At 36.4% G+C, this 22,299-nt stretch carries 20 protein-coding genes and 1 pseudogene; 8 read left to right on the top strand and 13 right to left on the bottom strand.

The window, feature by feature from the left end; all coding sequences use genetic code 11:
• Positions 1-48: 48 nt before the first annotated feature.
• Together CLV90_RS17210 and CLV90_RS17205 are read left to right on the top strand one after the other, a co-directional pair.
• The gene (locus CLV90_RS17210) at positions 49-951 is read left to right on the top strand and encodes a PorP/SprF family type IX secretion system membrane protein (protein ID WP_133688757.1); all 903 of its coding nucleotides are present in this window, start codon (positions 49-51) and stop codon (positions 949-951) included.
• An 18-nt stretch (positions 952-969) separates the two neighbouring features.
• A complete protein-coding gene (locus tag CLV90_RS17205) occupies positions 970-2,916 on the top strand; it encodes an OmpA family protein (protein ID WP_133688756.1) in 1,947 nt (648 codons plus the stop codon).
• Positions 2,917-2,990: 74 nt separating this feature from the next.
• On the opposite strand, the gene CLV90_RS17200 is transcribed toward CLV90_RS17205, so the two are convergent.
• The 4 genes from CLV90_RS17200 to CLV90_RS17185 all read right to left on the bottom strand — a co-directional run bounded on the left by CLV90_RS17200 (position 2,991) and on the right by CLV90_RS17185 (position 5,330).
• Positions 2,991-3,539: a ClpP family protease gene (locus CLV90_RS17200; protein WP_073247218.1), complete on the bottom strand. Its 549-nt coding sequence runs from the start codon at positions 3,537-3,539 to the stop codon at positions 2,991-2,993.
• A gap of 118 nt (positions 3,540-3,657) precedes the next feature.
• Positions 3,658-4,491 (bottom strand): mechanosensitive ion channel family protein, encoded by an 834-nt coding sequence (locus CLV90_RS17195; RefSeq protein ID WP_133688755.1) that lies wholly within the window; start codon positions 4,489-4,491, stop codon positions 3,658-3,660.
• Between the two features lie 21 nt (positions 4,492-4,512).
• Positions 4,513-4,704, bottom strand: coding sequence for a hypothetical protein (locus CLV90_RS17190; RefSeq protein ID WP_133688754.1), 192 nt, complete (start codon positions 4,702-4,704; stop codon positions 4,513-4,515).
• Positions 4,704-5,330 carry an RNA polymerase sigma factor gene (locus CLV90_RS17185; RefSeq protein WP_243835533.1) on the bottom strand — a complete coding sequence of 209 codons (627 nt, stop codon included), beginning with the start codon at positions 5,328-5,330 and terminating at the stop codon, positions 4,704-4,706. Before CLV90_RS17185 ends, CLV90_RS17190 begins: the two co-directional genes overlap by 1 nt.
• 77 nt (positions 5,331-5,407) lie before the next feature.
• Here CLV90_RS17185 and CLV90_RS17180 point away from each other — a divergent pair, with 77 nt between their 5' ends.
• Both CLV90_RS17180 and CLV90_RS17175 read left to right on the top strand, forming a co-directional pair.
• Positions 5,408-6,088 (top strand): hypothetical protein, encoded by a 681-nt coding sequence (locus CLV90_RS17180; protein ID WP_133688753.1) that lies wholly within the window; start codon positions 5,408-5,410, stop codon positions 6,086-6,088.
• A gap of 180 nt (positions 6,089-6,268) precedes the next feature.
• Positions 6,269-7,297 carry a hypothetical protein gene (locus CLV90_RS17175; protein ID WP_133688752.1) on the top strand — a complete coding sequence of 343 codons (1,029 nt, stop codon included), beginning with the start codon at positions 6,269-6,271 and terminating at the stop codon, positions 7,295-7,297.
• A gap of 6 nt (positions 7,298-7,303) precedes the next feature.
• On the opposite strand, the gene CLV90_RS17170 is transcribed toward CLV90_RS17175, so the two are convergent.
• The 3 genes from CLV90_RS17170 to CLV90_RS17160 form a co-directional block, all read right to left on the bottom strand.
• A complete protein-coding gene (locus tag CLV90_RS17170; protein ID WP_133688751.1) occupies positions 7,304-8,452 on the bottom strand; it encodes an MFS transporter in 1,149 nt (382 codons plus the stop codon).
• Between the two features lie 143 nt (positions 8,453-8,595).
• Positions 8,596-9,864 (bottom strand): kynureninase, encoded by a 1,269-nt coding sequence (gene kynU, locus CLV90_RS17165; RefSeq protein ID WP_133688750.1) that lies wholly within the window; start codon positions 9,862-9,864, stop codon positions 8,596-8,598.
• A 65-nt stretch (positions 9,865-9,929) separates the two neighbouring features.
• A complete protein-coding gene (locus CLV90_RS17160; RefSeq protein ID WP_133688749.1) occupies positions 9,930-10,400 on the bottom strand; it encodes a GNAT family N-acetyltransferase in 471 nt (156 codons plus the stop codon).
• 63 nt (positions 10,401-10,463) lie between these two features.
• Here CLV90_RS17160 and CLV90_RS17155 point away from each other — a divergent pair, with 63 nt between their 5' ends.
• Entirely contained in the window at positions 10,464-11,105 is a 642-nt protein-coding gene (locus CLV90_RS17155; RefSeq protein ID WP_133688748.1) for an O-methyltransferase, read from the top strand.
• Here the strand turns inward: CLV90_RS17155 and CLV90_RS17150 are convergent.
• The 6 genes from CLV90_RS17150 to CLV90_RS17125 all read right to left on the bottom strand — a co-directional run bounded on the left by CLV90_RS17150 (position 11,068) and on the right by CLV90_RS17125 (position 16,507).
• Complete coding sequence (locus CLV90_RS17150) at positions 11,068-11,643, bottom strand: phosphatase PAP2 family protein (RefSeq protein ID WP_133688747.1); 576 nt, start codon at positions 11,641-11,643, stop codon at positions 11,068-11,070. The genes CLV90_RS17155 and CLV90_RS17150 overlap by 38 nt on opposite strands.
• 6 nt (positions 11,644-11,649) lie before the next feature.
• Entirely contained in the window at positions 11,650-11,979 is a 330-nt protein-coding gene (locus tag CLV90_RS17145) for a Sec-independent protein translocase subunit TatA/TatB (RefSeq protein WP_243835530.1), read from the bottom strand.
• A gap of 93 nt (positions 11,980-12,072) precedes the next feature.
• Entirely contained in the window at positions 12,073-14,385 is a 2,313-nt protein-coding gene (locus tag CLV90_RS17140) for a M1 family metallopeptidase (RefSeq protein ID WP_133688745.1), read from the bottom strand.
• 57 nt (positions 14,386-14,442) lie between these two features.
• Positions 14,443-14,949, bottom strand: a complete 507-nt coding sequence (locus CLV90_RS17135) for a DUF6702 family protein (RefSeq protein ID WP_133688744.1) — start codon at positions 14,947-14,949, stop codon at positions 14,443-14,445.
• Between the two features lie 51 nt (positions 14,950-15,000).
• Complete coding sequence (locus tag CLV90_RS17130; RefSeq protein WP_243835528.1) at positions 15,001-15,774, bottom strand: carboxypeptidase-like regulatory domain-containing protein; 774 nt, start codon at positions 15,772-15,774, stop codon at positions 15,001-15,003.
• Positions 15,764-16,507, bottom strand: coding sequence for a peptidase associated/transthyretin-like domain-containing protein (locus tag CLV90_RS17125; RefSeq protein WP_133688743.1), 744 nt, complete (start codon positions 16,505-16,507; stop codon positions 15,764-15,766). Before CLV90_RS17125 ends, CLV90_RS17130 begins: the two co-directional genes overlap by 11 nt.
• A 295-nt stretch (positions 16,508-16,802) precedes the next feature.
• On the opposite strand from CLV90_RS17125, the gene CLV90_RS17120 reads away from it, so the two are divergent.
• The 3 genes and pseudogenes from CLV90_RS17120 to CLV90_RS19350 form a co-directional block, all read left to right on the top strand.
• Positions 16,803-19,901 (top strand): beta strand repeat-containing protein, encoded by a 3,099-nt coding sequence (locus tag CLV90_RS17120; protein ID WP_133688742.1) that lies wholly within the window; start codon positions 16,803-16,805, stop codon positions 19,899-19,901.
• On the top strand, positions 19,901-21,064 hold the full coding sequence (locus CLV90_RS17115; protein ID WP_133688741.1) for a gliding motility-associated C-terminal domain-containing protein: 1,164 nt from the start codon (positions 19,901-19,903) through the stop codon (positions 21,062-21,064). The genes CLV90_RS17120 and CLV90_RS17115 overlap by 1 nt, the downstream gene beginning before the upstream one ends.
• A 236-nt stretch (positions 21,065-21,300) precedes the next feature.
• Positions 21,301-22,299 (top strand): annotated as a pseudogene (locus CLV90_RS19350) (hypothetical protein); the annotation flags it as partial.

The following is a 22,299-nucleotide window of genomic DNA, read 5'->3' as shown; positions in this document are numbered from 1 at the left end:
TACTTATAAATTAACACATAGCCTAAAAAGCTAAACCCAAACAAAACCATGAAAAAAGCTAATCTACTTTTAGCCATATTACTTTTAACTGGTGCCTTTGTAAGCGCACAGCAACTACCTCAGTTTACGCAATATATGTACAACACTATTTCTGTCAACCCTGCTTATGCCGGTAGTAGAGAAACGTTGAACGCAACAATTTTGCATAGAAACCAATGGGCAGGTTTAGAAGGTAACCCTAGAACCAGTACACTATCTATTCACTCCCCTTTGAAAAATGAGAAGATTGGTATTGGTGTTTCTTATATAAATGATAAGCTGGGTTTTGAAAGTACCAACTACTTCTACGGAGATTTCTCTTATACCGTTCCTGTTAGCCAACAAGTAAAAATGCGTTTTGGTCTAAAAGGAGGTTTTACTAGTTACAACTTAGAAAATCCTGATCCTAATGATCAGTTCTTCAATGCTAATTTTAATAATATAAACCCAAATTTTGGCGCCGGTTTCTACATTGGTTCCAATAGATGGTATGCTGGTATTTCCTCACCTAGAATATTAAATACCGATTTGAACGATGGTGAGTTTGAAGCTATTGAGCGTAATAGCTACTATGCTATTGGTGGTATGGTGTTTGATTTGTCTGAAACGACTAAATTTAAACCGACCGTCATCACAAAATTCACTAATGGTGCGCCAGCAACTTACGACTTTACTGTAAACTTCTTGTTCAACGAAAAGTTTTGGATCGGTACTTCGTATCGAGTTAACGATGCATCGAACTTTGGTGCCATGATGGACTACCAAGTGTCTAGAGATTTTAGAGTTGGTTATGCTTACGATTTACCTACCTCAGCAGTAAGACCTTACACTGGTGGTACGCATGAAATTATATTGATCTACGAACTTACCAAGAAGGTATTAGGACCTATTAAGTCTCCTAGATATTTCTAATAATTTAAAATCGATAAGATGAAAAATTATAAAAATCTTGTGCTATTGATGCTACTACTGTTAGTAGGTCAATTTTCAACAGCACAAATTGCATCTCAAAAAAAAGCGGATTATTATTTCAGTAAATTCTCATACTCTTTGGCTATACCCGAGTATGAACGAATGGTAGAAACAGATTTCAACGCTGAATATGCACATCAGCAATTGGCGGAATGCTATTTATTAATACGCGATTATAAAAAATCTATCCCTCATTTTAGCGCTGTTATAAACAATGCTACCCTACCAACAGATTACTATTTTAAATATGCTATGGCCTTATACGCCAATGGTGATATGGAGGAATCTGAAGTTTGGTTAAAAAAGTATAAAAAATACAACAAGAACGATTCTCGTGTTAAACGATTTTTACAGGATGGTAACTTAGCTTCAGTAGTATTTAACAGTAGACAACGATACGAAGTGGAACCTGTTGCCTTCAATTCTACTGACAGTGATTTTGGTGTGTATCGGTTTATGGGCAACTTGTACTTCAGTTCTTCAAGAAGAGATGTGGTTACAGGAGAAAGTTATGGGTGGAACGATGAACCTTGGTTAGATCTTTTTGTCGTTCAAGAAGATAACCCCATGTCTGAACCTAGAAGAGTAAAAGGGAATATTAATACAAAATTTCATGAAAGCTCGGTAGCCTTTTCTACAGATTATAAGAATGATACTATAATGTACTTTACCCGTAACAACTTTTATGACAAAAAAGAAGGTTACGGTGCATCAAATGAAATTAATTTAAAAATATACACCGCTAAACTTGTTGATGATAAATGGGAAGAGAATAGCAATCTTAGATTTAATAGTGACTATTATTCCACTGGGCATCCGTCTGTAAATCTTGCGAGAACACGCATTTATTTTGCATCGGATAGGCCTGGTGGTTATGGCGGCACAGATATTTACTATGCTGAAATTCATGAGCGTGGTGGTGTACAGGAACCCATTAATGCCGGACCCATTGTAAACACTGAAGGAAACGAAATGTTCCCCTTCATTAACGAAGAAGGGAAATTATTCTTTAGTTCTGATGGGCATGTTGGTTTTGGACAATTAGACGTTTTCTCTACTATTTCTAATGAAGATGATGAAATTATTGATATCATCAACTTAGGTACGCCCATTAATAGTTCTAGTGATGATTTTGCATATTACGGTTTACCGAACGGGCTAGATGGTTACGTTAGTTCTAACAGAGAAGGTGGTGTTGGTAGCGATGATATCTACAAATTTAAATTTACCCCAGCATTAGATGTTGAAGGTTATGTTGTTGATGGTGTTAACAACCAAATGTTAGACAGTGTTAAAGTTACTTTATACGATCAAGTAACGAATACATTAGTTGCACAGACGACCAGTGATGAAAATGGGTACTATAGATTCCCTGTAAATAGAAAAACGACTTACATGATAGAGGCCGTTAGAAAAACCCACCCTCATAAAAATGTTTATTTCAATACAGCATCAACACCAAAGGCTCAAAAGATAATGCGACAAGATATTGTTCTTGAACCTGTTATGGATTTAAAATTATTAGCGGGACTTAATAAAATATATTTCGATTTTAATAAAAGTGATATTAGACCAGATGCTGCTAAAGAATTAGATAAAGTAGTTCGTGTTATGAATAACACCTACCCAGATATGATTATTAAGCTAGAAGCGCATACCGATCCTGTAGGTAGTCACGAATACAACGATGACCTTTCTGAAAGAAGGGCGAAATCAACTTATGAGTATCTTATTGAAAACGGAGTAGCAGATGATAGAATCGTTTCTTATAAAGGTTATGGTAAGCGTATACCTATTAACAAATGTACCAGTAAAGAAGACTGCACACCCGATGAGCTAGAGCTGAACAGAAGAACGGAATTCCCAATTTTGCAAATTAAAAAAGGCATTATCGCATCTAAATAATTAACTACCAACCATAAAAAAAGTCCTTTACCAATCTGGTAAAGGACTTTTTAATTTTTAAAGCTATTGTTAATCTATTCCATAATACCGTCAACGATACCATATTTAATAGACTCTTCTGCATTCATCCAATAATCTCTATCGAAATCCTTCAAAACCTTATCAAAATCTTGACCACAATTATCTGCCAATATTTGTGCACTTAGCTCTTTGGTCTTAATAATTTCTCTTGCTTGTATTTCAATATTAGAAGCTTGACCTCTTGCACCACCACTTGGCTGGTGAATCATTACCTGAGCATGTGGCTGAATGAATCTTCTTCCCTTTTTACCTACTGATAATAAGATAGAACCCATTGATGCCGCCAAACCTGTACAGATAGTTGAAACCGGACTCTTCAATGCTTTTATAGTATCATACATTGCAAAACCAGAAGTAACATAACCACCCGGACTATTAATATAAAGTTGAATCTCTTTATCGCTCTGCATATCTAGATATAACAACCTGTCAATTACATGTTTTGCAGAATCGTCATCAACCATACCCCAAAGAAAGACTTTTCTTTCCTCCAACATTTTCTCATCTATGGCTTCCTGAATTTTTCCTTTTTTAGCACTCATATTTTAAGTTTATTTATCTCTAACAAAATTAATGAATTAATTCATAAACATATGCAGCAATAACATTTTGAATTATTACCATATCTGTTCTTTCTAAATGAAAAACGTTAATTTTTAGTTAGGATTGTTCTTCTACCGTAACTGTTTTCTCTACCACCTTTTTAATAGGGATTACTACCTTACCGGTTTTCGTTTTCAGTATCATCGAAATATTATCGATACCGATAACTGTGCCCTGTAAATCTCCTATTTTAACCTTATCACCTACTTCATAAATTTTTCTTGAGTAGAATGTTCTTAAAAGGTCACCTACAATTTCTCTAGAACCCAAGCCTAATGCTAAAGCAATTGCCAGTAAAAATGCGCCTAGTACAATTGTAAAGTTATTAGTAATGATCTGTGTATCTATACCTGCTTGGTTCAATGCGGTAATACTAACAAATATGATAATTAGATAAAACAAAGCGCTACCTAACAATTTACCGCCACCAAGACCAATTGAATCAAATACTTTAATAATTGTTTCTTTTATTGTTTTAGCTAAAAACAATCCTAGCATAAGTATTACCATCGCCGACAGTAATATTGGCAAGTATCTTAATAGGTTGGCAATTTCCGTCGATATAATGGTTAAGCCCATAATATCTGATGCCACGATAATAAATACCAACCACAATAATACCTTGATAAAAGTGACTATGATTTTAGGCAAATCTATTTTAATATCGGCATCTCCAAATAATTTTGCTTCATTAATTTTTTCAGAAGCCTTATCTAATTTGATGGCTTTAAATATTCGTTTCAAAACAAAGGTGACCACCTTAATAATGATCCAACCAAAAACAATAACGATGAATGCTCCGAAAATTCCTGGTAATGCAGACGCAATATCTTTAAAAATATTACTTAAAGATTCGAAGGTGAGGTCTTTCCACTTATCAACTGTATCCATATAACTTGTGCTACTTTATTCTTATTTTCTTTTAGATTTCGTCTGTAACATACCCTCTATTATTGAGGCAAAACTACCTGTAAACAGTCCAGATAACTCCATAATCAATTTAGCCGTAGCAACGTCGTCCATAACTTTTTTACGTAGTTCTGGCGGAACGTCTTTTAGGTCCCCGTCTAAATTCTTAAATGGATTTTGGTTCTGTTCTAACATTAATTTAGGGTTTTATACATTTCCGTAACCTTGGCCTTTGCCCTTTTTAGTCTCATTTTAATAGCGCTTGGTTTAAGCTCTAAAATATCTTCCAATTCTTTTATCGATGCTCCATCTTGATATTTCAATAACAATATCGTTTTATCTTCTGGAGCAATAAGTTCTAATGCTTTCTTAAGTTTATCTACTTGCATTTCAAGTAACAAATCATCTGTTACCTCTACCGGTACATCTTCATGTGTTTCAAACTTAACTGAATTATCATTTATTTTTCTCTCCTTATTTCTATTGACATAATTAACACAGAAATTATAGGTAAACGAATATAACCAGGTAGAAAATTTTGAATTTCCTTTAAAAGATCCAAGCTTCACATATAACATTAAAAATATATCTTGGGTTAGGTCTTCTGCCTCTTTGTTCGATTTTGCGAACCCCAAGCACTTATTGTAAACTAATTTCGAGTACCTATCATAGAGCACACCAAAAAGCATAGCATCATTGTTAGATACAATACGTTCTACTAACTCTAAATCGGTATATTCTTTGTTTTTACCACTAGAAACCTTTTTTTCACTGAATTGGTTTCCAATAATAATAAAACATAGCTTTTTAAGAAATGTCACTTCGATAGATGGTTTACAAAAAATAAAAGTAGGTTAAAGATACTGTAATTGATATATTTACTTGAAATCTGTTGAAAATGAAAAAATTAATTATTCTTTCCGTTCTTATATCGAGTGTTTTTACAGCATGTAAAACCGACCAAAAAAAGCCTACAATTGCTGTCGTCGAAGATACGGAATTGACAGTTCTTGAAAAAATCGCAAATGCTAACGGATTCGAAAACTGGAAAGATGTAAAAAGTATTAAGTTTACCTTTAATGTAGACCGAGATGACGAGCATTTTGAACGTACTTGGTTATGGAAAACATCGTCTAACGAAGTTACTATGATGACCAGACAAGACACCATTACCTATAACCGCAAAGCCGTGGATAGTACCATGACCGCAACTGATGGCGGATTCGTAAATGATAAATTCTGGCTACTAGCACCTTACCAATTGGTATGGGATCAAAAAAGTTTTACCTACAAACATACCGAAGGTGTAGAAGCCCCAATCAGCAAATCTACCATGCATAAATTGACCACGGTATATTCAAATGATGGTGGTTACACGCCCGGTGATGCTTACGATTATTATTTTGGTGATGATTTTATCATCAAAGAATGGGTGTACAGAAAAGAAAATCAGTCTGAACCTAATATGACTACCACTTGGGAAGATTATAAAACGATAAACGGATTGAATATTAGCATGATGCACAAAAGACCAGATGCTGATTTCTCTCTTTTCTTTACAGGTGTTGAGGTGAAATAATTCGGTACGGAGTTTGATATTGTTCAGAACTAACTCACCAATCATGAAACTCTCACTATTCCCATTACTTTTTTTTCTTTTTTCAGCCATGCTCAAAACAATACTAGCGCTATTGTTTTAGATAGCGCAGACAATTCTCCTTTAGAATTTGTCGGAATTTACAATAGTAAAGACCATACGATGACCAACTCTGATGGTCGTTTTCAGTTCTCTTCGAGTTTAGATTCTATTATCGTTTACAGCGTTGGGTATGATAAACTTACAACCACTTCTCAAAAAGCAAAGGATACCATCTACCTTAACAAAAGTGTATTAGAATTAAATGAAGTAACCGTTACAAATGAAAAAACGCTCTGGCAAAAAGTAAGAGATTCAATTGAATCTAATTATCCAATCTACCCTTATAAGGAGAAGTTTTTATTGAGAGGTGTATTACGCTATAATGGTGAAATTACCCGTATACAAGACATACAAGGAAAGCTAGAAAGAAGAACACTATTGTATACCAAAGATATTGATCCCGACAAAAAAGATTTTAATGTAGAGTTAACCAATATGCGTAAAGTAGGATTGGTACGAGATGAAAATGACGTGTATTTTATTTTTCAATCGTTTTATGGTTTGTTTATGGATTTAATTCCAGTGAATGCCACAGGAGATGATTTTATTTTAAGTGAAGCTACTTTTGACAATGGTAAAAAAGTTAATCTAAACTTTCAGTCCAAACCTTCAATTGAAAATGAGAATTTTTCGGGTCATTACACTATTAATACTGAAAACTATGCTATGGAACATTTTAAAATGCAAGTAGCGTTAGAAAAAAAACCTTTTTCTGAAAATGCAAATACTAAATACAGAACAATTTCATACAATAAAGAGATATTACTTTCTATATCATCTAACACTAACAAGTACTACATAACCTCTGCCAAGTATGATGTAAGAGTTGAGCAGACAGACAAGAAAAATTCATATACTTCATACTACGATGTATCCTTCATTCTAACCACATCTGATAACGAAGGCGACTTTGAAGTCAAGAAAAACGTGAGCACATCAAAAGATCTATTTAAAATAAACTACCCCTACGACCAGAGTTACTGGAATGCACAAAACCAATTACTGTTAACTGATGAGATGCTAGATTTTATTGAGAAAGTACAAGACCCCAACAGCGAATTTAAAATCCGGAGTAATATTAAAAACTAAGCAGAGCTACGCCTTTTTTCTTTTTAGTAAAAGTGTAAATAATAGAATTAAGAATGCGCATGCCAACAGTACTACAAAGCTTCTACTTAGACTGTAATGCTCTGCCAAAAACCCTAAAATTGGTGGGGCACATAAAAACCCAGCATACCCTGCTCCTGCAATAAATGCTATGCCCTTTGAGGAATCTATTCCTTTTACATTTCCTCCTATTCTAAATACTTCGGGGACCATTACTGAAAAACCTAATCCGTTCAAAGCAAAACCTATGATGCTTAAATTGATGTTTCCGGTAAGCACCAAAAAATAACCTAGTATTGCGAGAATAGCCCCTAGCGCGACTATTTTAACCGAACCAATTTTATCGCTGATACCATCGCCTAAAAAGCGACCCAAGGTCATGGTAATTTGAAATCCTAAAAATCCTAATCCCCATAAAGCTTCCGGTGCAAGTGCAATTTCTTTTAGGTACAATCCGCTCCAGTCCACAATGGCACCTTCACTCCCCATTGCCATAAAGGAAATAAGTCCTAATAACAACAATGGTTTTAGCAAACCAAAACTAAATGGTTCATTTTCTATTTCTTCGGCAACTTCAGAAAAATATTGATTCTTGAATTTTATATTGACTACCAAAACCAGTAACACTGCTATAGTCATGTGCAATACGGGATTTGATAACGGACCAATTAAAAAACTGCCCAACCCTGCCAATACTCCACCTAGACTGAAAAAACCGTGGGAAGCTGCCATAAACTTTACCTTGTCTTTTTTTTCGATCTCGGTTACCAAAGTATTCATAGCGATATCTGTAATACCGTTTGCCGCTCCAAAAAGAAATAATGCCACCATCAACACATAATAATCAGGTGCTAATAAGGGCAACATAGCCGCGGTACAGCTCATCATTACACCATAAAAAGTGGCTTTACCTACACCTACCCTATTAACGATACCAGAAGCAAAAGGAAAAACAGTAAATACACCCAATGCCAAAAAGAAAATAGCGATCCCTAATTCAGATTTACTGATTTCTAAAGCATCTTTTACTGCAGGTATATAGATTGCCCATGTACCAAAAAGTATATTAATACTTGTGAAAACCCACGAGGGACCGAAGTATCTAGCATTCCCTAAAATTAACCGTAATGACTTCATCTAGAATTGGTTGTTGGTTGCTTCGGCTACGCTCAGCACAGGTGTTGGTTGTCCGTTGTTGGTTGTTGGTTGTTGGTTGTTGGTTAAAATTTAAAAAAACTTTCTATTTTCTATTTTCTCTAAATTCTAAATTCTATGAAATTTTAATTTGCTAAAACTCCTGCTTTTAAAATTTGACCGAAACGGTACATATCTTCATAGGTAGAATAAAAAGGTGCTGGTGCCAAACGAATTACATTTGGTTCGCGCCAATCGGTTACTACGCCATTTTCCATTAAATAATTGAACAGAGATTTTCCTTGTCCGTGTAAGAAAACTGATAACTGACAGCCTCTATCTTCCGGAGTGATAATTTCAAAAGAACTATCTACTTCTTTATCTATTTCGTGTAAAATATACTCCAGGTATGAAACGATTAATTTTCTCTTCTCAATCAGTTTTTGCATCCCCACTTCTTCAAACATCGTAAGCGATGCTAAATAAGGTGCTACCGATAAAATAGGTGCATTACTTATTTGCCAAGCGTCGGCATTATCCATGGGCTCAAATTCTGGTTTCATAAGAAAACGAGTTTCTTTCTTTGTTCCCCACCAACCTTCAAACCGTTGAATATCTTTCTTATTCAAGTGTTTTTTATTGACGAAAATTCCAGATGCGTTTCCTGGTCCGCTATTCATATACTTGTAGCTACACCATGATGCAAAATCTGCATCCCAATCATGCAATTTCAGTTCTACATTACCAACAGCATGCGCTAGATCCCAGCCTACATTGGCGCCTGCTGCTTTTCCGGCTTTTGTAATAGTTTCCATATCCATCACCTGACCGTTGTAATAATTTACTCCGCCTATTAAAACTAATGCTAGCTCATCACCTAATTCATTAATTTTCTCAAGTATATCTTCTGTTCTCCAATGATGTTCTCCATCGCGTTTCTTAATCTCAACAATGGTTTCTTCCGGGTCTAAACCATGAAAACGAACCTGACTTTGAAACATATATTGATCACTAGGAAAAGCCTTTTCTTCACACAGAATCTTAAATCTCTTTTTTGTAGGATTATAGAAAGAAACCATCAACAAGTGAAGGTTTACGGTCAAGGTATTCATTACCGAAACTTCTTCCGGTAATGCTCCAACCACTTTTGCCAAGGGTGCTGCTAAACGCTCATGATAGTCCCACCATGGTTTCTCTGCATAAAAATGCCCTTCTACGGCTAATTCTGCCCAATCTTTCATCACCTCATCTACAAAAGACTTGGTTCGTTTTGGCTGTAGCCCTAAAGAGTTTCCTGTAAAATAGATAACTTCTTTCCCGTTGATTTTCGGAAAAAGAAACTCATCTCTGTATGTTTTTAAGTTGTCTTTTGCATCTAACGATTGTGCAAACGCCAACGTATTTTTGAATTCCATAGCTAATTTTGTATAAAAGTAATCATAAGCCTATGATTTTATAAGCTCTATTCAATAAATGGGTACTACGATTCTGTTCTTAATCGCATTTCTATCATATGCCTTTTAAATCCTTTTTTCTCATAAGCTCTTATCGCAGGCTCGTTCTCAGTATATACATGCAAACGAATTTCAGTTAAACCTGCGTTTGTAGACCAATCTTGCAAGGCACTTACAATTTTACCATTTATACCTTTACCTCTATATTCGGGATCGGTGTACATAAAACCTAAATAGGCAAAAGTCTCATGATCCAAATAGGTCCTTGCCGGTTTCTCTAATGCATAACCGGTAGCTACAATTTTATCTCCATCACATGCAACCATAACAGTTGCCCTTGGGTTTTCTATCAAAGCATCTAAATCGTAATATTTTACTCCGCTATCTCTAATCGTTGGATCCATCGGGCGCTCTGCTTTCACCACTTCTTGCTCATGTTGCAACAAAACAGGTATATCACTTTTTACCGCTTCTCTAATCGTAATTTCATTATTCATTGCTCTACTCTTTTCAGTCCATTAAATTAAGGCTTAAAACCCTATTTTTGCAAAAAGAAACGCATGCATTTTTTATCACCTCTTTTAGAAAGCTATTTAGCCGATAATTCACAGGCTGAACCTAAATTATTACAGGAGCTTACACGAGAAACGCATTTAAAGGTCATACAACCCCGTATGCTTACCGGACATTTTCAGGGTCGTGTTCTAAGTTTACTTTCTAAATTGATAAACCCGACCAATATTCTTGAAATTGGCACTTACACGGGGTATTCTGCTTTATGCCTTGCTGAAGGACTACCGAAAAACGGACAATTGCATACCATAGATGTCAATGCAGAACTGGAACAGATTCAGCGCTCCTTTTTTGATCAAAGCGATTACGGTTCTCAAATTATTCAGCATGTGGGCAATGCGCTTGATATCATCCCCAAAATGGATATTACTTTCGACCTTATTTTTATTGATGCAGAAAAAAAACAGTATGACAAATACTTAGAAGCTGTTTTGCCAAAAACCAAATCTGGGTCTGTAATACTTTCTGATAATGTTTTGTGGTCTGGTAAAGTGGTTGAGCCCTTAGACCCTAAAGATGTTACTACGAAGGTATTGTTGGACTATAACAAGAAACTAAGTGAACATCCGCTTTTAGAAACGGTATTACTGCCTATACGTGATGGACTGACTTTAAGTAGGGTGAAATAAGTAAACCGTACAATCTATAGAACAACCAAGCCGATATAATACCTACCAAAGCTCCTACAATTAAATCGATAGGAAAATGTACCCCTACGTACACTCTACTCATTGCAAATAATATAGGCCAAATATAAAATAGGTATACCCATTTAAATTTTCGTCTTAAAAAAAGTACCGTTATGGTGATGACAGAAAAGGATGATGAAGCGTGACCTGAGAAAAAGCTGAAGCCTGACGGACTTCTTAATATTCTAATCAGCGTATTTATTTCTTCGTCATTGTTTGGTCGTAAACGGGCCACTACATTTTTGGTCAAATCTGTTACTGTTGCCACAAAAAAGACCATGACCACTAAAGTCAAAATCATAGTTATAGCTTCTCTCTTCGTAAATTTTACAAAGAACAGAATTATAATAAATGCAAATAAGGGAAGCCAAGGTGGAAATTTGGTGACCGTAGACCAAAAAACATCATACTGCTCAATACCAAGACTGTTAAGATAGACAAAGGCATCTCGATCCCATTGTAAAATCTTATCTAACATAATAAGTTACTTTCTCTTGATACTGCCCGTTACATCATTGATGTTTTTACTAACGTCGCTAATTTGCTTTTTAACGTCATTGCCTAAGCCAGAGCTAATGTCTTTTTTCATATCATCAATATCTTTTTTGATATCGGTAACGAAACTAGTATCAATACCCTGCTTGTCGGCACTCTTCTGAATTTCTTGTTTAATATCTTCGGTAGCATCTTTCAGTTGACGCATACCTTTACCCAACCCCTTGGCAATACCAGGAATTTTGTCGGCACCGAATACCATCACTACGATAAACATAATGAAGAAAATCTCTGCGCCACTTATAAATAATGAATACATAGCAATCATACTACAAATATAAACAAGTTTAGTAACCAAAATTAAAAAAGCCTCGCTGTTATACGAGGCTTTTTGAAATAAATATTTTGTTAATTATTCTCCTTTAATTCCATCCTTCATTTTATCGAAATCGCTCTCTTGCTCTTTCTTCGGCCAGCTATTGTTTGTGGTGTCAATATCTGCCGTTTCCATTTTAGGATCTATGTTCACCCCAGTTAGCTCAGTAACAGATGATATCACCATACTTACCTCTTTGCTATTCTTTCTCCAAATTTCTGGAGGATAGGTTACATTCTTAACCGAACCGTCTGCATACGTATACTCAACGATCAATGGCATTGGTAAGCCACCCGGACTGTTATATGTTATTTCGTAAAAATACTTTGGTTCTTTTATCGCTGCTCTTTCTGCGGCAGTCATATTATCCATCATAAACTCCTTTAAAGTTTTAGAGGATTCTGATGGTAAATTATCCTTTAATTCAGGAGCAACCATATTTGCATCATCGAACTCCTCTAAGTAAACCATTGGTCTTAAATTAGATTCTGGAATACCACGTTCCGCTAAATACGCTTGCATTTTTTTATTAGGCTGATCGCTTACATAATACTTCTTAATATCCTTAACGGCCAGATCAACATAGTCAGTTGTATAGAACCAACCTCTCCAATACCAATCTAAATCTACAGCAGAAGCATCTTCCATTGTTCTAAAGAAATCTTCTGGTGTTGGGTGCTTAAACTTCCAACGGTGAGAATAGGTTTTAAAAGCATGGTCGAACAACTCACGCCCCATAACAGTTTCTCTCAATATATTTAAAGCTGTTGCCGGCTTACCATATGCATTAGGACCTAACTGAAATACGTTCTCAGGATTGGACATAATCGGTGATATTGTACTTTGATCTCCGCTCATGTAAGGTACGATTTTCGCAGGATCACCTCTTCTAGACGGGTATTTATCATTTGGCGCTATTGCCGCTGGGAAGGCTTCACCGAATTCTTGCTCAGCCATATACTGCATAAAAGTATCTAGACCTTCATCCATCCATCCCCATTGACGTTCGTCTGAGTTTACGATCATCGGAAAAAAGTTATGACCTACTTCGTGAATAATTACACTGATCATTCCGTATTTAGTTCTATCAGAATAGGTGCCATCTTTATTTGGTCTACCGTAGTTCCAGCAGATCATTGGGTACTCCATACCTTGATTTTTGGCATGTACAGATATTGCTTTAGGGTAAGGGTAATCAAAAGTATGCGCCGAGTACGATCTTAATGTATGCGCCACTGCTTTTGTAGAATACTCTTCCCATAATGGGTTACCTTCTTTTGGGTACATCGATACCGCCATGATATCTCTACTACCTAACTTAACGGCTTGCATGTCCCAAATAAATTTTCTAGAAGTTGCAAAACCAAAGTCACGAACATTTTCTGCCTTAAGCTTCCATGTTTTTGTTTTATCAGAGAATCCTTTTTCTGCAGCTTCCGCTTCTGCTTGCGTTACTATAATTACAGGCTTGTCATATGACTTTTTTGCTTGCTCGTAACGGCTCATCATCTCTTTTGTAAATACTTCTTTTCTATTTTGGAGAAGACCTGTACCATCTAAAATATGATCTGCAGGTACCGTAATATTTACTTCATAATTACCGAATGGAAGTGCGAATTCGCCATTACCCCAAAATTGGTGGTTCTGCCATCCTTCTACATCATTATACACTGCCATTCTTGGAAAAAACTGAGCTATTACATAAGCTCTGTTTCCATCTTCCTCAAAAAACTCGTAACCAGACCTAGCTCTATTTACGGTATGATCAGGTATGTTATAATTCCACTTTATATCAAAAGAAAATTTATCTCCACTTTTAAGCGGTGTAGGTAAATCTACACGCATCATCGTAAAATTAACTGTAAATGGTAATGCTTTACCAGAATCGTCTTTTACGTAATCAATATTAAAACCACCATCAAAAGATTCTGTCATGTACGTACCTACAAACTTTTCTGGTGAATCTCCAAGAGAAACTCCGCTTCCGTTTTTCAACAACGCCTTTGAATCTTTTGTTCTAACATTCTGATCTAACTGCACCCATAAGTACTCTAAATCATCTGGCGAATTATTAGTATACGTAATGGTTTCTGTTCCATATATTTTAGCATCTTTATCATCTAAACGAATATCCATTACATAATCCGCCTGCTGCTGGTAATAATCAGGTCCGGGTGCACCTGAAGCCGATCGGTACGTGTTCGGCGTAGCGAACTCTTCATATAATTGTTTAAACTTGCTCTGGTTGGTGTGCCCAGGTTCCTTTTCTTTAGTAACCGCCTCTTGTGCAAAAGTTACGGAGGCAAAAAGGAATAAAATTGACGCAAATGCGTACTTTACTCTTATCATTCTTTAGTTATTTAGTGACGGAAATTTAAAGTTTTTATAGGGATATCTTAATATCTGTTACAAATTTAACATTCCTTTAATATGCGATTTTATAAGTACATGGCTCTTTTTCTTCCCATTTACCTTCATATGTACCACATTCTGCTGATCATCATAGATATCGGTCAAGATTTCGTTTACAATGCCAATTTGCTTTAAAGTACTAAGGGGAACATTTGGCACTTCTAAGTAACAAATCACCATATCGGTATCGTACTTATGCCCTATAAAATCATACTTTGCACTTGCTCCGTTTATTTCGACCAAAAATTTGGTACGTAGGTATTTCTCAAGATATTCTTTATCTATCGTTGACTCTTTATCCGTACCCAAGGTAGTAATGATACCGTATCGCTCTTTTAATACCGCATTCATATCATCGATAAATACGCGGGTAATTATTTGTACTGCTTCATCTTTTTCTGAGTAATCTACATTGGTGACACTTATATAAAATTTATGCGCTCCCATAAAAGCAAAAAGTGGCAGCAGCATTAACAACACTGCGTTTCTAACTAGTTTCATCTGGTACTTTTTAATATCGTGTGTACAAACCATATGCCAAAGATAATCAGCTTAATCTAAAGCATTATATTCTCTGTACAACAGGCTTTTCTTTCGTAAATACTCCCAAATATCTAACTCGCTATGGGTATCTACAACTTCTTGAAATCGTGGGTCTACCTCACAGTAATATAAAAAATCGTCTATTTTATCTAACGGTATCAATAGCTGTTTTACATAAACACTATCGGCATAAAAGTCTCTTACCCGCTCTGTTCTATTATAAAGATTATTTCGTTCTACCCTATTCTTCAGCATTTTGGTACGACCAGAAATTCCGTTCAATAAAGCATCCATACTCATAATGGGGTTTGCGGTTGCTGCCTGTAGCTCTCGCTCAGCCTTGGTCGGTATTTTTACATAGGCATTGGGCAATCCCAAGGTAGATGCCGTTACCACTGGATCTAAATCTAAGGTCGGTAGGTCTCTGAGCAAATTACCACTAAGATTATAGGGCGTTACGGTAACCTCATCTAATTCTGTCAAAGCTTCTTCCAAACCTACAGATATCAGCTTACTCTCATAAATTGCCGTGCTGACCACGATAATTTTCTTTTTGTACTGTATTGCAGAAAATTCAAGGGTATCTAACAGCCGAACGGGAATAGAAAAATACCCATTTTCGTCAGTAATAGAAGCCCTGTTCGAGGTTAAATTGAGTACGTGTGTTGCAGCAACGTCGCCATCATCGCTGTTCACTCTACCTTCAAGTTTGGTATAATCACCTGTTTGCGCAAAAGCGCAAACACCCATAAAGAAAAAAAATATAAGGAGTCTACTCCTCATTCATATCTTTAAGAAACGATTTACTATTATTGACCAAAGCATCAATCAACTGAAATTCATTTTCCTTTTTTAGTAGCGATTGAACAGGCATTTTGTCATCACAGTAAAACAAAAACTCATTGATTTTATCTTGAGGTATATTTAAATCTACCACAAAGAAAGAATCATCATAAACCTGGCGTAGCACTTCGCTCAATTTTAATTTCGGCCCTTCTTCTACATTTTCAGTTTGAGATTTGAAAATGGCTCTAAATATGTTCACAAAATTCAGACCATCTTGCATACCCTTCTCAGAGTCTGTCATGGCGATATTATCTACCTTGGTGCCACGGTCAATTTCGTATTCGTATTCTTTAAACTCTTGGTTCTTTACGGCTAAAAAACGCTCTTGCTGTTCTGGCGTTATTACTACCTCGTCTAGCTCTGTCACTTTTTCTTTCACTTCAACAACCAAACGGTTGTTGGCCAAGATTTCTTCGGTTACGGTAACCACTTTAATATTATAGTTAACGGCTGAAAAAACAAGTTGATCGCCCACTTTTACATTGATTCGAAATAAACCTTGATCATTGGTAATTGTAGCCCTCTCAGTGGTTGCATTTACCACATTTTCATTGGGCACTCCAATGTTCATGTAAATTACAGAACCGCTTAATGGTTGTCTTGTATCGTCTTGTGAAAAGCCTGATACTGATATAAATAATACGAGTAAAAAAAGTAATTTTTTGGTCATTTAGTGTATATTAAAACTGATAACACCCTAAGCGTAGGGATATCAAAAGATAAAGAAAAGATTTGTAATCTTCATAAAAAAAAAACCCGTCAATAAACTTTTGTTAATTTCTTAATCTGCTGTGATCAGCAGCACATTTGACCTTTACCAAAATTTGACATCAAAATTGACCCCTTTCAACGAAGATTGATGTTCTTTAACCCATTACCCTATTATTTCAACTTATAAATAAAGGGTATTAAGAAGATAATTCTATTTTTGTTCATCACTATTTTCTCGTCTTAAGACACTAAGTATGAAAGCAATAATATTCTTTATTTTTTTTACCATAGTAACGATACCTACCGTATTCGGACAAATTAAAATAGGTGACAACCCCCAAAATATTGATGCTTCATCGGTTTTAGAGCTTGAAAGTACTTCTAAAGTATTGGTCATTACCCGTGTAACTACCTTAGAGATGGAAGCTATTACACCGCAACGTGGTGGTATGGTTTATAACACCGATACCGAGTGTATCAATTATTACGATGGTACCCAATGGGTGAATTTATGCGATGCCGTAAATTTCGCAATTACCAATGACCCTATAGTTAATGGTAGAAGCACTATTGACATTACCGAATCTGCAGCTGGCTATAACTTAGAAGTAGCCAAGAACAGTATTTTAGGTGATAATATTATTGATGGCGGTATTGGTCCAGACGATATACAAGATAACTCCATCACCCAAGATAAATTAGCTTCAGCCTCTGTTGGAGCAGATGAAATACGTGAAAATGCCGTAGGCTCTGTAGAAATCAGGGACGGAAGTGTTGTACCTGCCGATATGGCAAATTTTCTTGCAGGGCAAGTGATGACTACCGATGAAAACGGAGTGGTACAATGGGAAGATTCTAACGACCTATTCGACTTAACATTCAGTAAATTAGACACCACACTTACCATTGCTAGATCCACCATTGCCGGAGTATCTACAATTAGCTTAGGAGCTTTAATAGGATCAGATGATCAGCAGTTAACTCTAGATGAAAACATACTTAGCATTGAAAATGACCCTAATACGATAGATTTATCAACGTATTTGCAAGAGTTAAGCATAAATCCGGCGGGTACCGAAATCAGTTTGACGAACGGAGGTTCAGTTACTTTACCACAAGTGAATGGCTCTGAAACACAAATTACCGAAGGTGACAATGTTACAATTACCGGAAATGGAACAGCCGCATCCCCATACGAAATTAGTACCGCCGATGCTATAGTACCCAACGGATCAGAGACCATAGTAACAGAAGGAAATAATATAACTATAACCGGAAACGGCACAACTGCCACACCATATATCATTAATTCGCCAGATGCTATAATTCCTAATGGATCAGAAACCATTGTTGCCGAAGGAAACAACATCAATATTACCGGTAATGGTACTACTGCTACCCCCTATATAATTAACGCAGCTGATGCAGCTGTAGTAGACGGTACTGAAACTGTACTGCAAAATGGCAATAATATAACTATTACCGGTGACGGCTCAAGTGGTGATCCCTATGTTATAAATGCGTCCAATGCAATTGCGGATAACGTTACAATTACCGGGACAGGAACGACAGGCGACCCTTTTACTATAGAACCAGGAGCTAATGGACAATTTCTTTATACTGATGCCGGTGCTGTAACTTGGGCTGTACCACCAAATGGAACGGGTACAACAACAATTACAGAAGGAACTAATATTACAATTACAGGAGACGGTTCTACCGCTACACCATATGTAATTAACGCATCTGGAATTGGAAGTACTACCAGCATTACAGAAGGTACCAACATCACGATTACAGGTGATGGTTCTACGGGCACGCCATATGTTATTAATGCCACTGGAACTGCAGGCAGTGCTTGGACTGATATCACTGGAATACCAGCAGATTTCGCAGATGATATTGACAATAACACAGAATATACTGCAGGAGCAGGGTTATCATTAACCGCTAACGAATTTGCGATAGATGCAACTACGATTGTTGCAGATTGGAGTAACCTTACCAATATCCCTATAAATCTAGACCTTGATTCAACCGATGACTTTGATAGGGAATGGACAAGCCTTACCAACATCCCAGCCGATATCCTCGATGGTGATGACGATACTACTTACTCCGCTGGTACAGGATTAACATTAGCTGGAACAGAATTTTCACTGAACGCCGGAACTATTGTTGCAGATTGGAGCAACCTTACTGGAATTCCGCCAAATCTTGATCTTGATTCAACTGATGACTTTGATGGGGAATGGACAAGCCTTATCAACATCCCAGCCGATATCCTCGATGGTGATGACGATACTACTTACTCCGCTGGTACAGGATTAACATTGGCTGGAACAGTATTTTCATTGAACGCCGGAACTATTGTTGCAGACTGGAGCAACCTCACTGGAATTCCGCCAAATCTTGATCTTGATTCAACTAATGACTTTGATGGGGAATGGACAAGCCTTACCAACATCCCAGCCGATATCCTCGATGGTGATGACGATACTACTTACTCCGCTGGTACAGGATTAACATTGGCTGGAACAGTATTTTCATTGAACGCCGGAACTATTGTTGCAGACTGGAGCAACCTCACTGGAATTCCGCCAAATCTTGATCTTGATTCAACTAATGACTTTGATGGGGAATGGACAAGCCTTACCAACATCCCAGCCGATATCCTCGATGGTGATGATGATACTACTTACTCCGCTGGTACAGGATTAACATTGGCTGGAACAGTATTTTCTATTGGATCAATATCAGGCGGAGCTTCTGGCGTCATCGCAACCAATTCAATTACGCAAGGAGATATAGCTGCGGGTGCAATCGGTCCTGCAGAGATTCAATCTGATGCTGTATCATCTGATGAAATTGAAAATGGCACGGTCATGAATGAAGATTTAGCAACTGGTATTGACGGAATTAAAATTTTACCGGATTTTGGTGGACAGTTGATACAAACCACAGCTAATGTTCAAGCAAATAGTTTTATATCTGCAACCGCTACCTACCCCGATTATGTTTTTCACAAATATTTTTTGGGTAATTCCCCAATTAAAAACAATTACGAATTCTCATCTTTAGAAAAAGTAGAAATATATCTAAAAGAAAATCACCACTTACCAGGCGTTAAATCATTTTCAGAAATTGAAGCGAACGACGGTAAATGGAATTTATCTGAAGGTGCACTGGTCAACCTAGAAAAAATAGAGGAACTATTTTTACATACTATTGAGCAAGAAAAGAAAATTAAAGAATTGCAGCGTGCCAATACTAACATGAGTACAGAATTAGAGGGATTAAAAGCCCAAATGGCAGAGATTAAATCCATGTTATTAGAAAAGCAGAACAACTAATGAAAAAATACACATACATATTTTTCTTTTTATTGGTAGCTAGCGTTTCTGCCCAAACTGCCTTATATAATAATGGTAACTTACGTATTCATGGAGGTGGGCAAATTGGTTTTCATACCAACCTTATTAATGAATCGCCTTTAGATAATAATCTTGGTCTAGCTGGTTTTTATGGACCGGAGCTTTTGACCGTTTCAGGCAATGTTACTCCGCAATTCCATGATATGGAAATTGCATTGGAGAACAACATGCAGTTGAACCTTGGTATGGACAATACCAATAATACCAACTTTATTTTTGGTAGTATTCTTACTCCTCTAACCCAACCAGATATTTTTTACAATTTTTTAGACAATTCTTTTTATAGTGGCGAAAATGACTTTAGTAAAATAGAAGGGTATGCAGCAATTACCAATCAGCAAAATTTTGGTTTCCCGGTTGGTGATGTGCAATATTTAAGACCGTTGATTATCAATTCTGAAAGCGTTAACTTATTTGCTAAATGTGCCTATTTCTTTGAAAATCCGAATAACGCACCAGCGCCTTTAAGTTCTTATGATACAGGTACAACAGCACTTGATGTTGAATTGGTAAATACATTTGAATTCTGGAGACTAGAAGGTACCGTACCCTCTACCGTAACACTTAGCTGGAATATTCGCAGTACCATAGCAAGCTTAACAGACAACGTTGAAGAAGTTATACCAGTTGGGTGGAGCAAAGCCTCTCAACGATGGGTAAATTTAAGCGGTAGTGTTCCTGTAGGTACTTTGACCGAAGGTTTTGTTTCCACAGAATCTTTTATACCAGACGATTATGAAGTTATAACGCTGGGCTCATCTAAAAGTCCGTTCGAACCTTTATCTAAAGACGTACTATTCATAGATAACTTCTTTATTTCCGTAAATGGTGATGGCATCAACGACAGTTTTTTCATTGAAGAATTACAAGATTTTGACAGTAATTTTCTTCAAATCTATGATCGCTACGGACTAAAAGTGTTCGAAAAAACAGATTACGTTGATGATTTTGTCGGATTTTCTAATCTGAACAATGTCCCATTCGGTGAAGAAAAAGGATTGCCTACCGGCGTCTATTTTTATACCATTTACATTCCTGATGGTGACTTAAATTATCAGGGCTTTTTGTACCTATCTAGATAATCAATTCAGTTATTTATTTTTTTCGAATTCATTTTATTTGAATGAAAAATCTTACTTAAAAAATAGCTTCGTTCATATTTAGATTCTTTTACGCCTAGATTAAACGCATATTTCAACGTTGAAATTAAAGCTTTATAGGGTTTCCCAACATATTCCCCTAGGTTCACAACATATTATATTTTTCCTACATTGACGGTTTTATTTTTACAGATGTTAACATATTCCCCAATATTTAGATGTCTACAAAAATTAAATTTCTATTATTCTTCGTTTTCATTTCATTCTGTGCAAATGCACAGGTAAAAATAGGTCAGAACCCTAATACTATAAATTCCGCTTCTATTGTCGAATTAGAAAGTACAGATAAAGCACTTGTGCTTACTAGACTTACTACAGCACAAATGCAAGCAATTAATCCGTTGAACGGAGCCGTAGTCTATAATACCGACACGCAATGTGTACATTATTATAACGGATTGATATGGACAAACCTTTGCGATGGTAATTCTTCATCATCATTTTCTTTTACGGATAATGGAGACGGCACTATTACACTTTCTGACGGAAACGGAAATAACGTAACCTTTAATGGGGCGGCACAAACCATATCCACACTTGCAGACAATGGTGATGGCACCTATACCTATACCAACGAAAACGGAATAGAAACAGTTATTTCTATCGTCAGTACTGACAATCAAAATTTACAAACCGACAATACACCTGGGAATATTAGTATTGATAACGGTAACGCTATTGCAATCAATGTAGATGATGCCGATGCAGATGACCAAAATGAAATTCAAACTTTAAATTATACTTCAGGCGTACTTACCTTATCTAATGACCCAAATGCAACAACTGTCGATTTATCAGGATTTGATCAAAATGCAGCTGATGACTTCGATGGAGAATGGACGAGTCTTGCGAACAGACCTGCAGGATTAGATGATGGAGACGATGATACACAACTTTCAGAAGCCGAAGTGGATGCTTTTGTTGCCAACAACAATTATAGTACAGGTGCGCATACTACCGATGCAGCCGACCTTACTACTGGTGTGCTTGCGGATGCAAGAGTTCAAGAATCAAATGTTACTCAACATCAAACGGCGTTGACCATTACCGAATCGCAAATAAGTGATCTAGTTCATACCGTTGATACGGATACACAACTTTCAGAAGCCGAAGTGGATGCTTTTGTTGCCAACAACAATTATAGTACAGGTGCGCAT

The organism is Maribacter spongiicola, from assembly GCF_004364165.1.
GTDB lineage: Bacteria > Bacteroidota > Bacteroidia > Flavobacteriales > Flavobacteriaceae > Maribacter > Maribacter spongiicola.
The sequence above is the reverse complement of the archived record's forward strand: the minus strand, read 5'-3'. Positions and strand labels throughout refer to the sequence as shown.

Excerpts from the sequence above, each read along its gene's own strand:
- CLV90_RS17145 (WP_243835530.1), bottom strand. The coding sequence starts at position 11,979 with ATGTATTCATTATTTATAAGTGGCGCAGAGATTTTCTTCATTATGTTT.
- CLV90_RS17135 (WP_133688744.1), bottom strand. The coding sequence starts at position 14,949 with ATGAAACTAGTTAGAAACGCAGTGTTGTTAATGCTGCTGCCACTTTTT.
- kynU (WP_133688750.1), bottom strand. The coding sequence starts at position 9,864 with ATGGAATTCAAAAATACGTTGGCGTTTGCACAATCGTTAGATGCAAAA.
- CLV90_RS17190 (WP_133688754.1), bottom strand. The coding sequence starts at position 4,704 with ATGTTAGAACAGAACCAAAATCCATTTAAGAATTTAGACGGGGACCTA.
- CLV90_RS17115 (WP_133688741.1), top strand. The coding sequence starts at position 19,901 with ATGAAAAAATACACATACATATTTTTCTTTTTATTGGTAGCTAGCGTT.
- CLV90_RS17160 (WP_133688749.1), bottom strand. The coding sequence starts at position 10,400 with ATGAATAATGAAATTACGATTAGAGAAGCGGTAAAAAGTGATATACCT.
- CLV90_RS17195 (WP_133688755.1), bottom strand. The coding sequence starts at position 4,491 with ATGGATACAGTTGATAAGTGGAAAGACCTCACCTTCGAATCTTTAAGT.
- CLV90_RS17205 (WP_133688756.1), top strand. The coding sequence starts at position 970 with ATGAAAAATTATAAAAATCTTGTGCTATTGATGCTACTACTGTTAGTA.
- CLV90_RS17120 (WP_133688742.1), top strand. The coding sequence starts at position 16,803 with ATGAAAGCAATAATATTCTTTATTTTTTTTACCATAGTAACGATACCT.
- CLV90_RS17125 (WP_133688743.1), bottom strand. The coding sequence starts at position 16,507 with ATGACCAAAAAATTACTTTTTTTACTCGTATTATTTATATCAGTATCA.
- CLV90_RS17140 (WP_133688745.1), bottom strand. The coding sequence starts at position 14,385 with ATGATAAGAGTAAAGTACGCATTTGCGTCAATTTTATTCCTTTTTGCC.
- CLV90_RS17150 (WP_133688747.1), bottom strand. The coding sequence starts at position 11,643 with ATGTTAGATAAGATTTTACAATGGGATCGAGATGCCTTTGTCTATCTT.
- CLV90_RS17155 (WP_133688748.1), top strand. The coding sequence starts at position 10,464 with ATGCATTTTTTATCACCTCTTTTAGAAAGCTATTTAGCCGATAATTCA.
- CLV90_RS17170 (WP_133688751.1), bottom strand. The coding sequence starts at position 8,452 with ATGAAGTCATTACGGTTAATTTTAGGGAATGCTAGATACTTCGGTCCC.
- CLV90_RS17210 (WP_133688757.1), top strand. The coding sequence starts at position 49 with ATGAAAAAAGCTAATCTACTTTTAGCCATATTACTTTTAACTGGTGCC.
- CLV90_RS17180 (WP_133688753.1), top strand. The coding sequence starts at position 5,408 with ATGAAAAAATTAATTATTCTTTCCGTTCTTATATCGAGTGTTTTTACA.
- CLV90_RS17200 (WP_073247218.1), bottom strand. The coding sequence starts at position 3,539 with ATGAGTGCTAAAAAAGGAAAAATTCAGGAAGCCATAGATGAGAAAATG.
- CLV90_RS17130 (WP_243835528.1), bottom strand. The coding sequence starts at position 15,774 with ATGAGGAGTAGACTCCTTATATTTTTTTTCTTTATGGGTGTTTGCGCT.
- CLV90_RS17175 (WP_133688752.1), top strand. The coding sequence starts at position 6,269 with ATGACCAACTCTGATGGTCGTTTTCAGTTCTCTTCGAGTTTAGATTCT.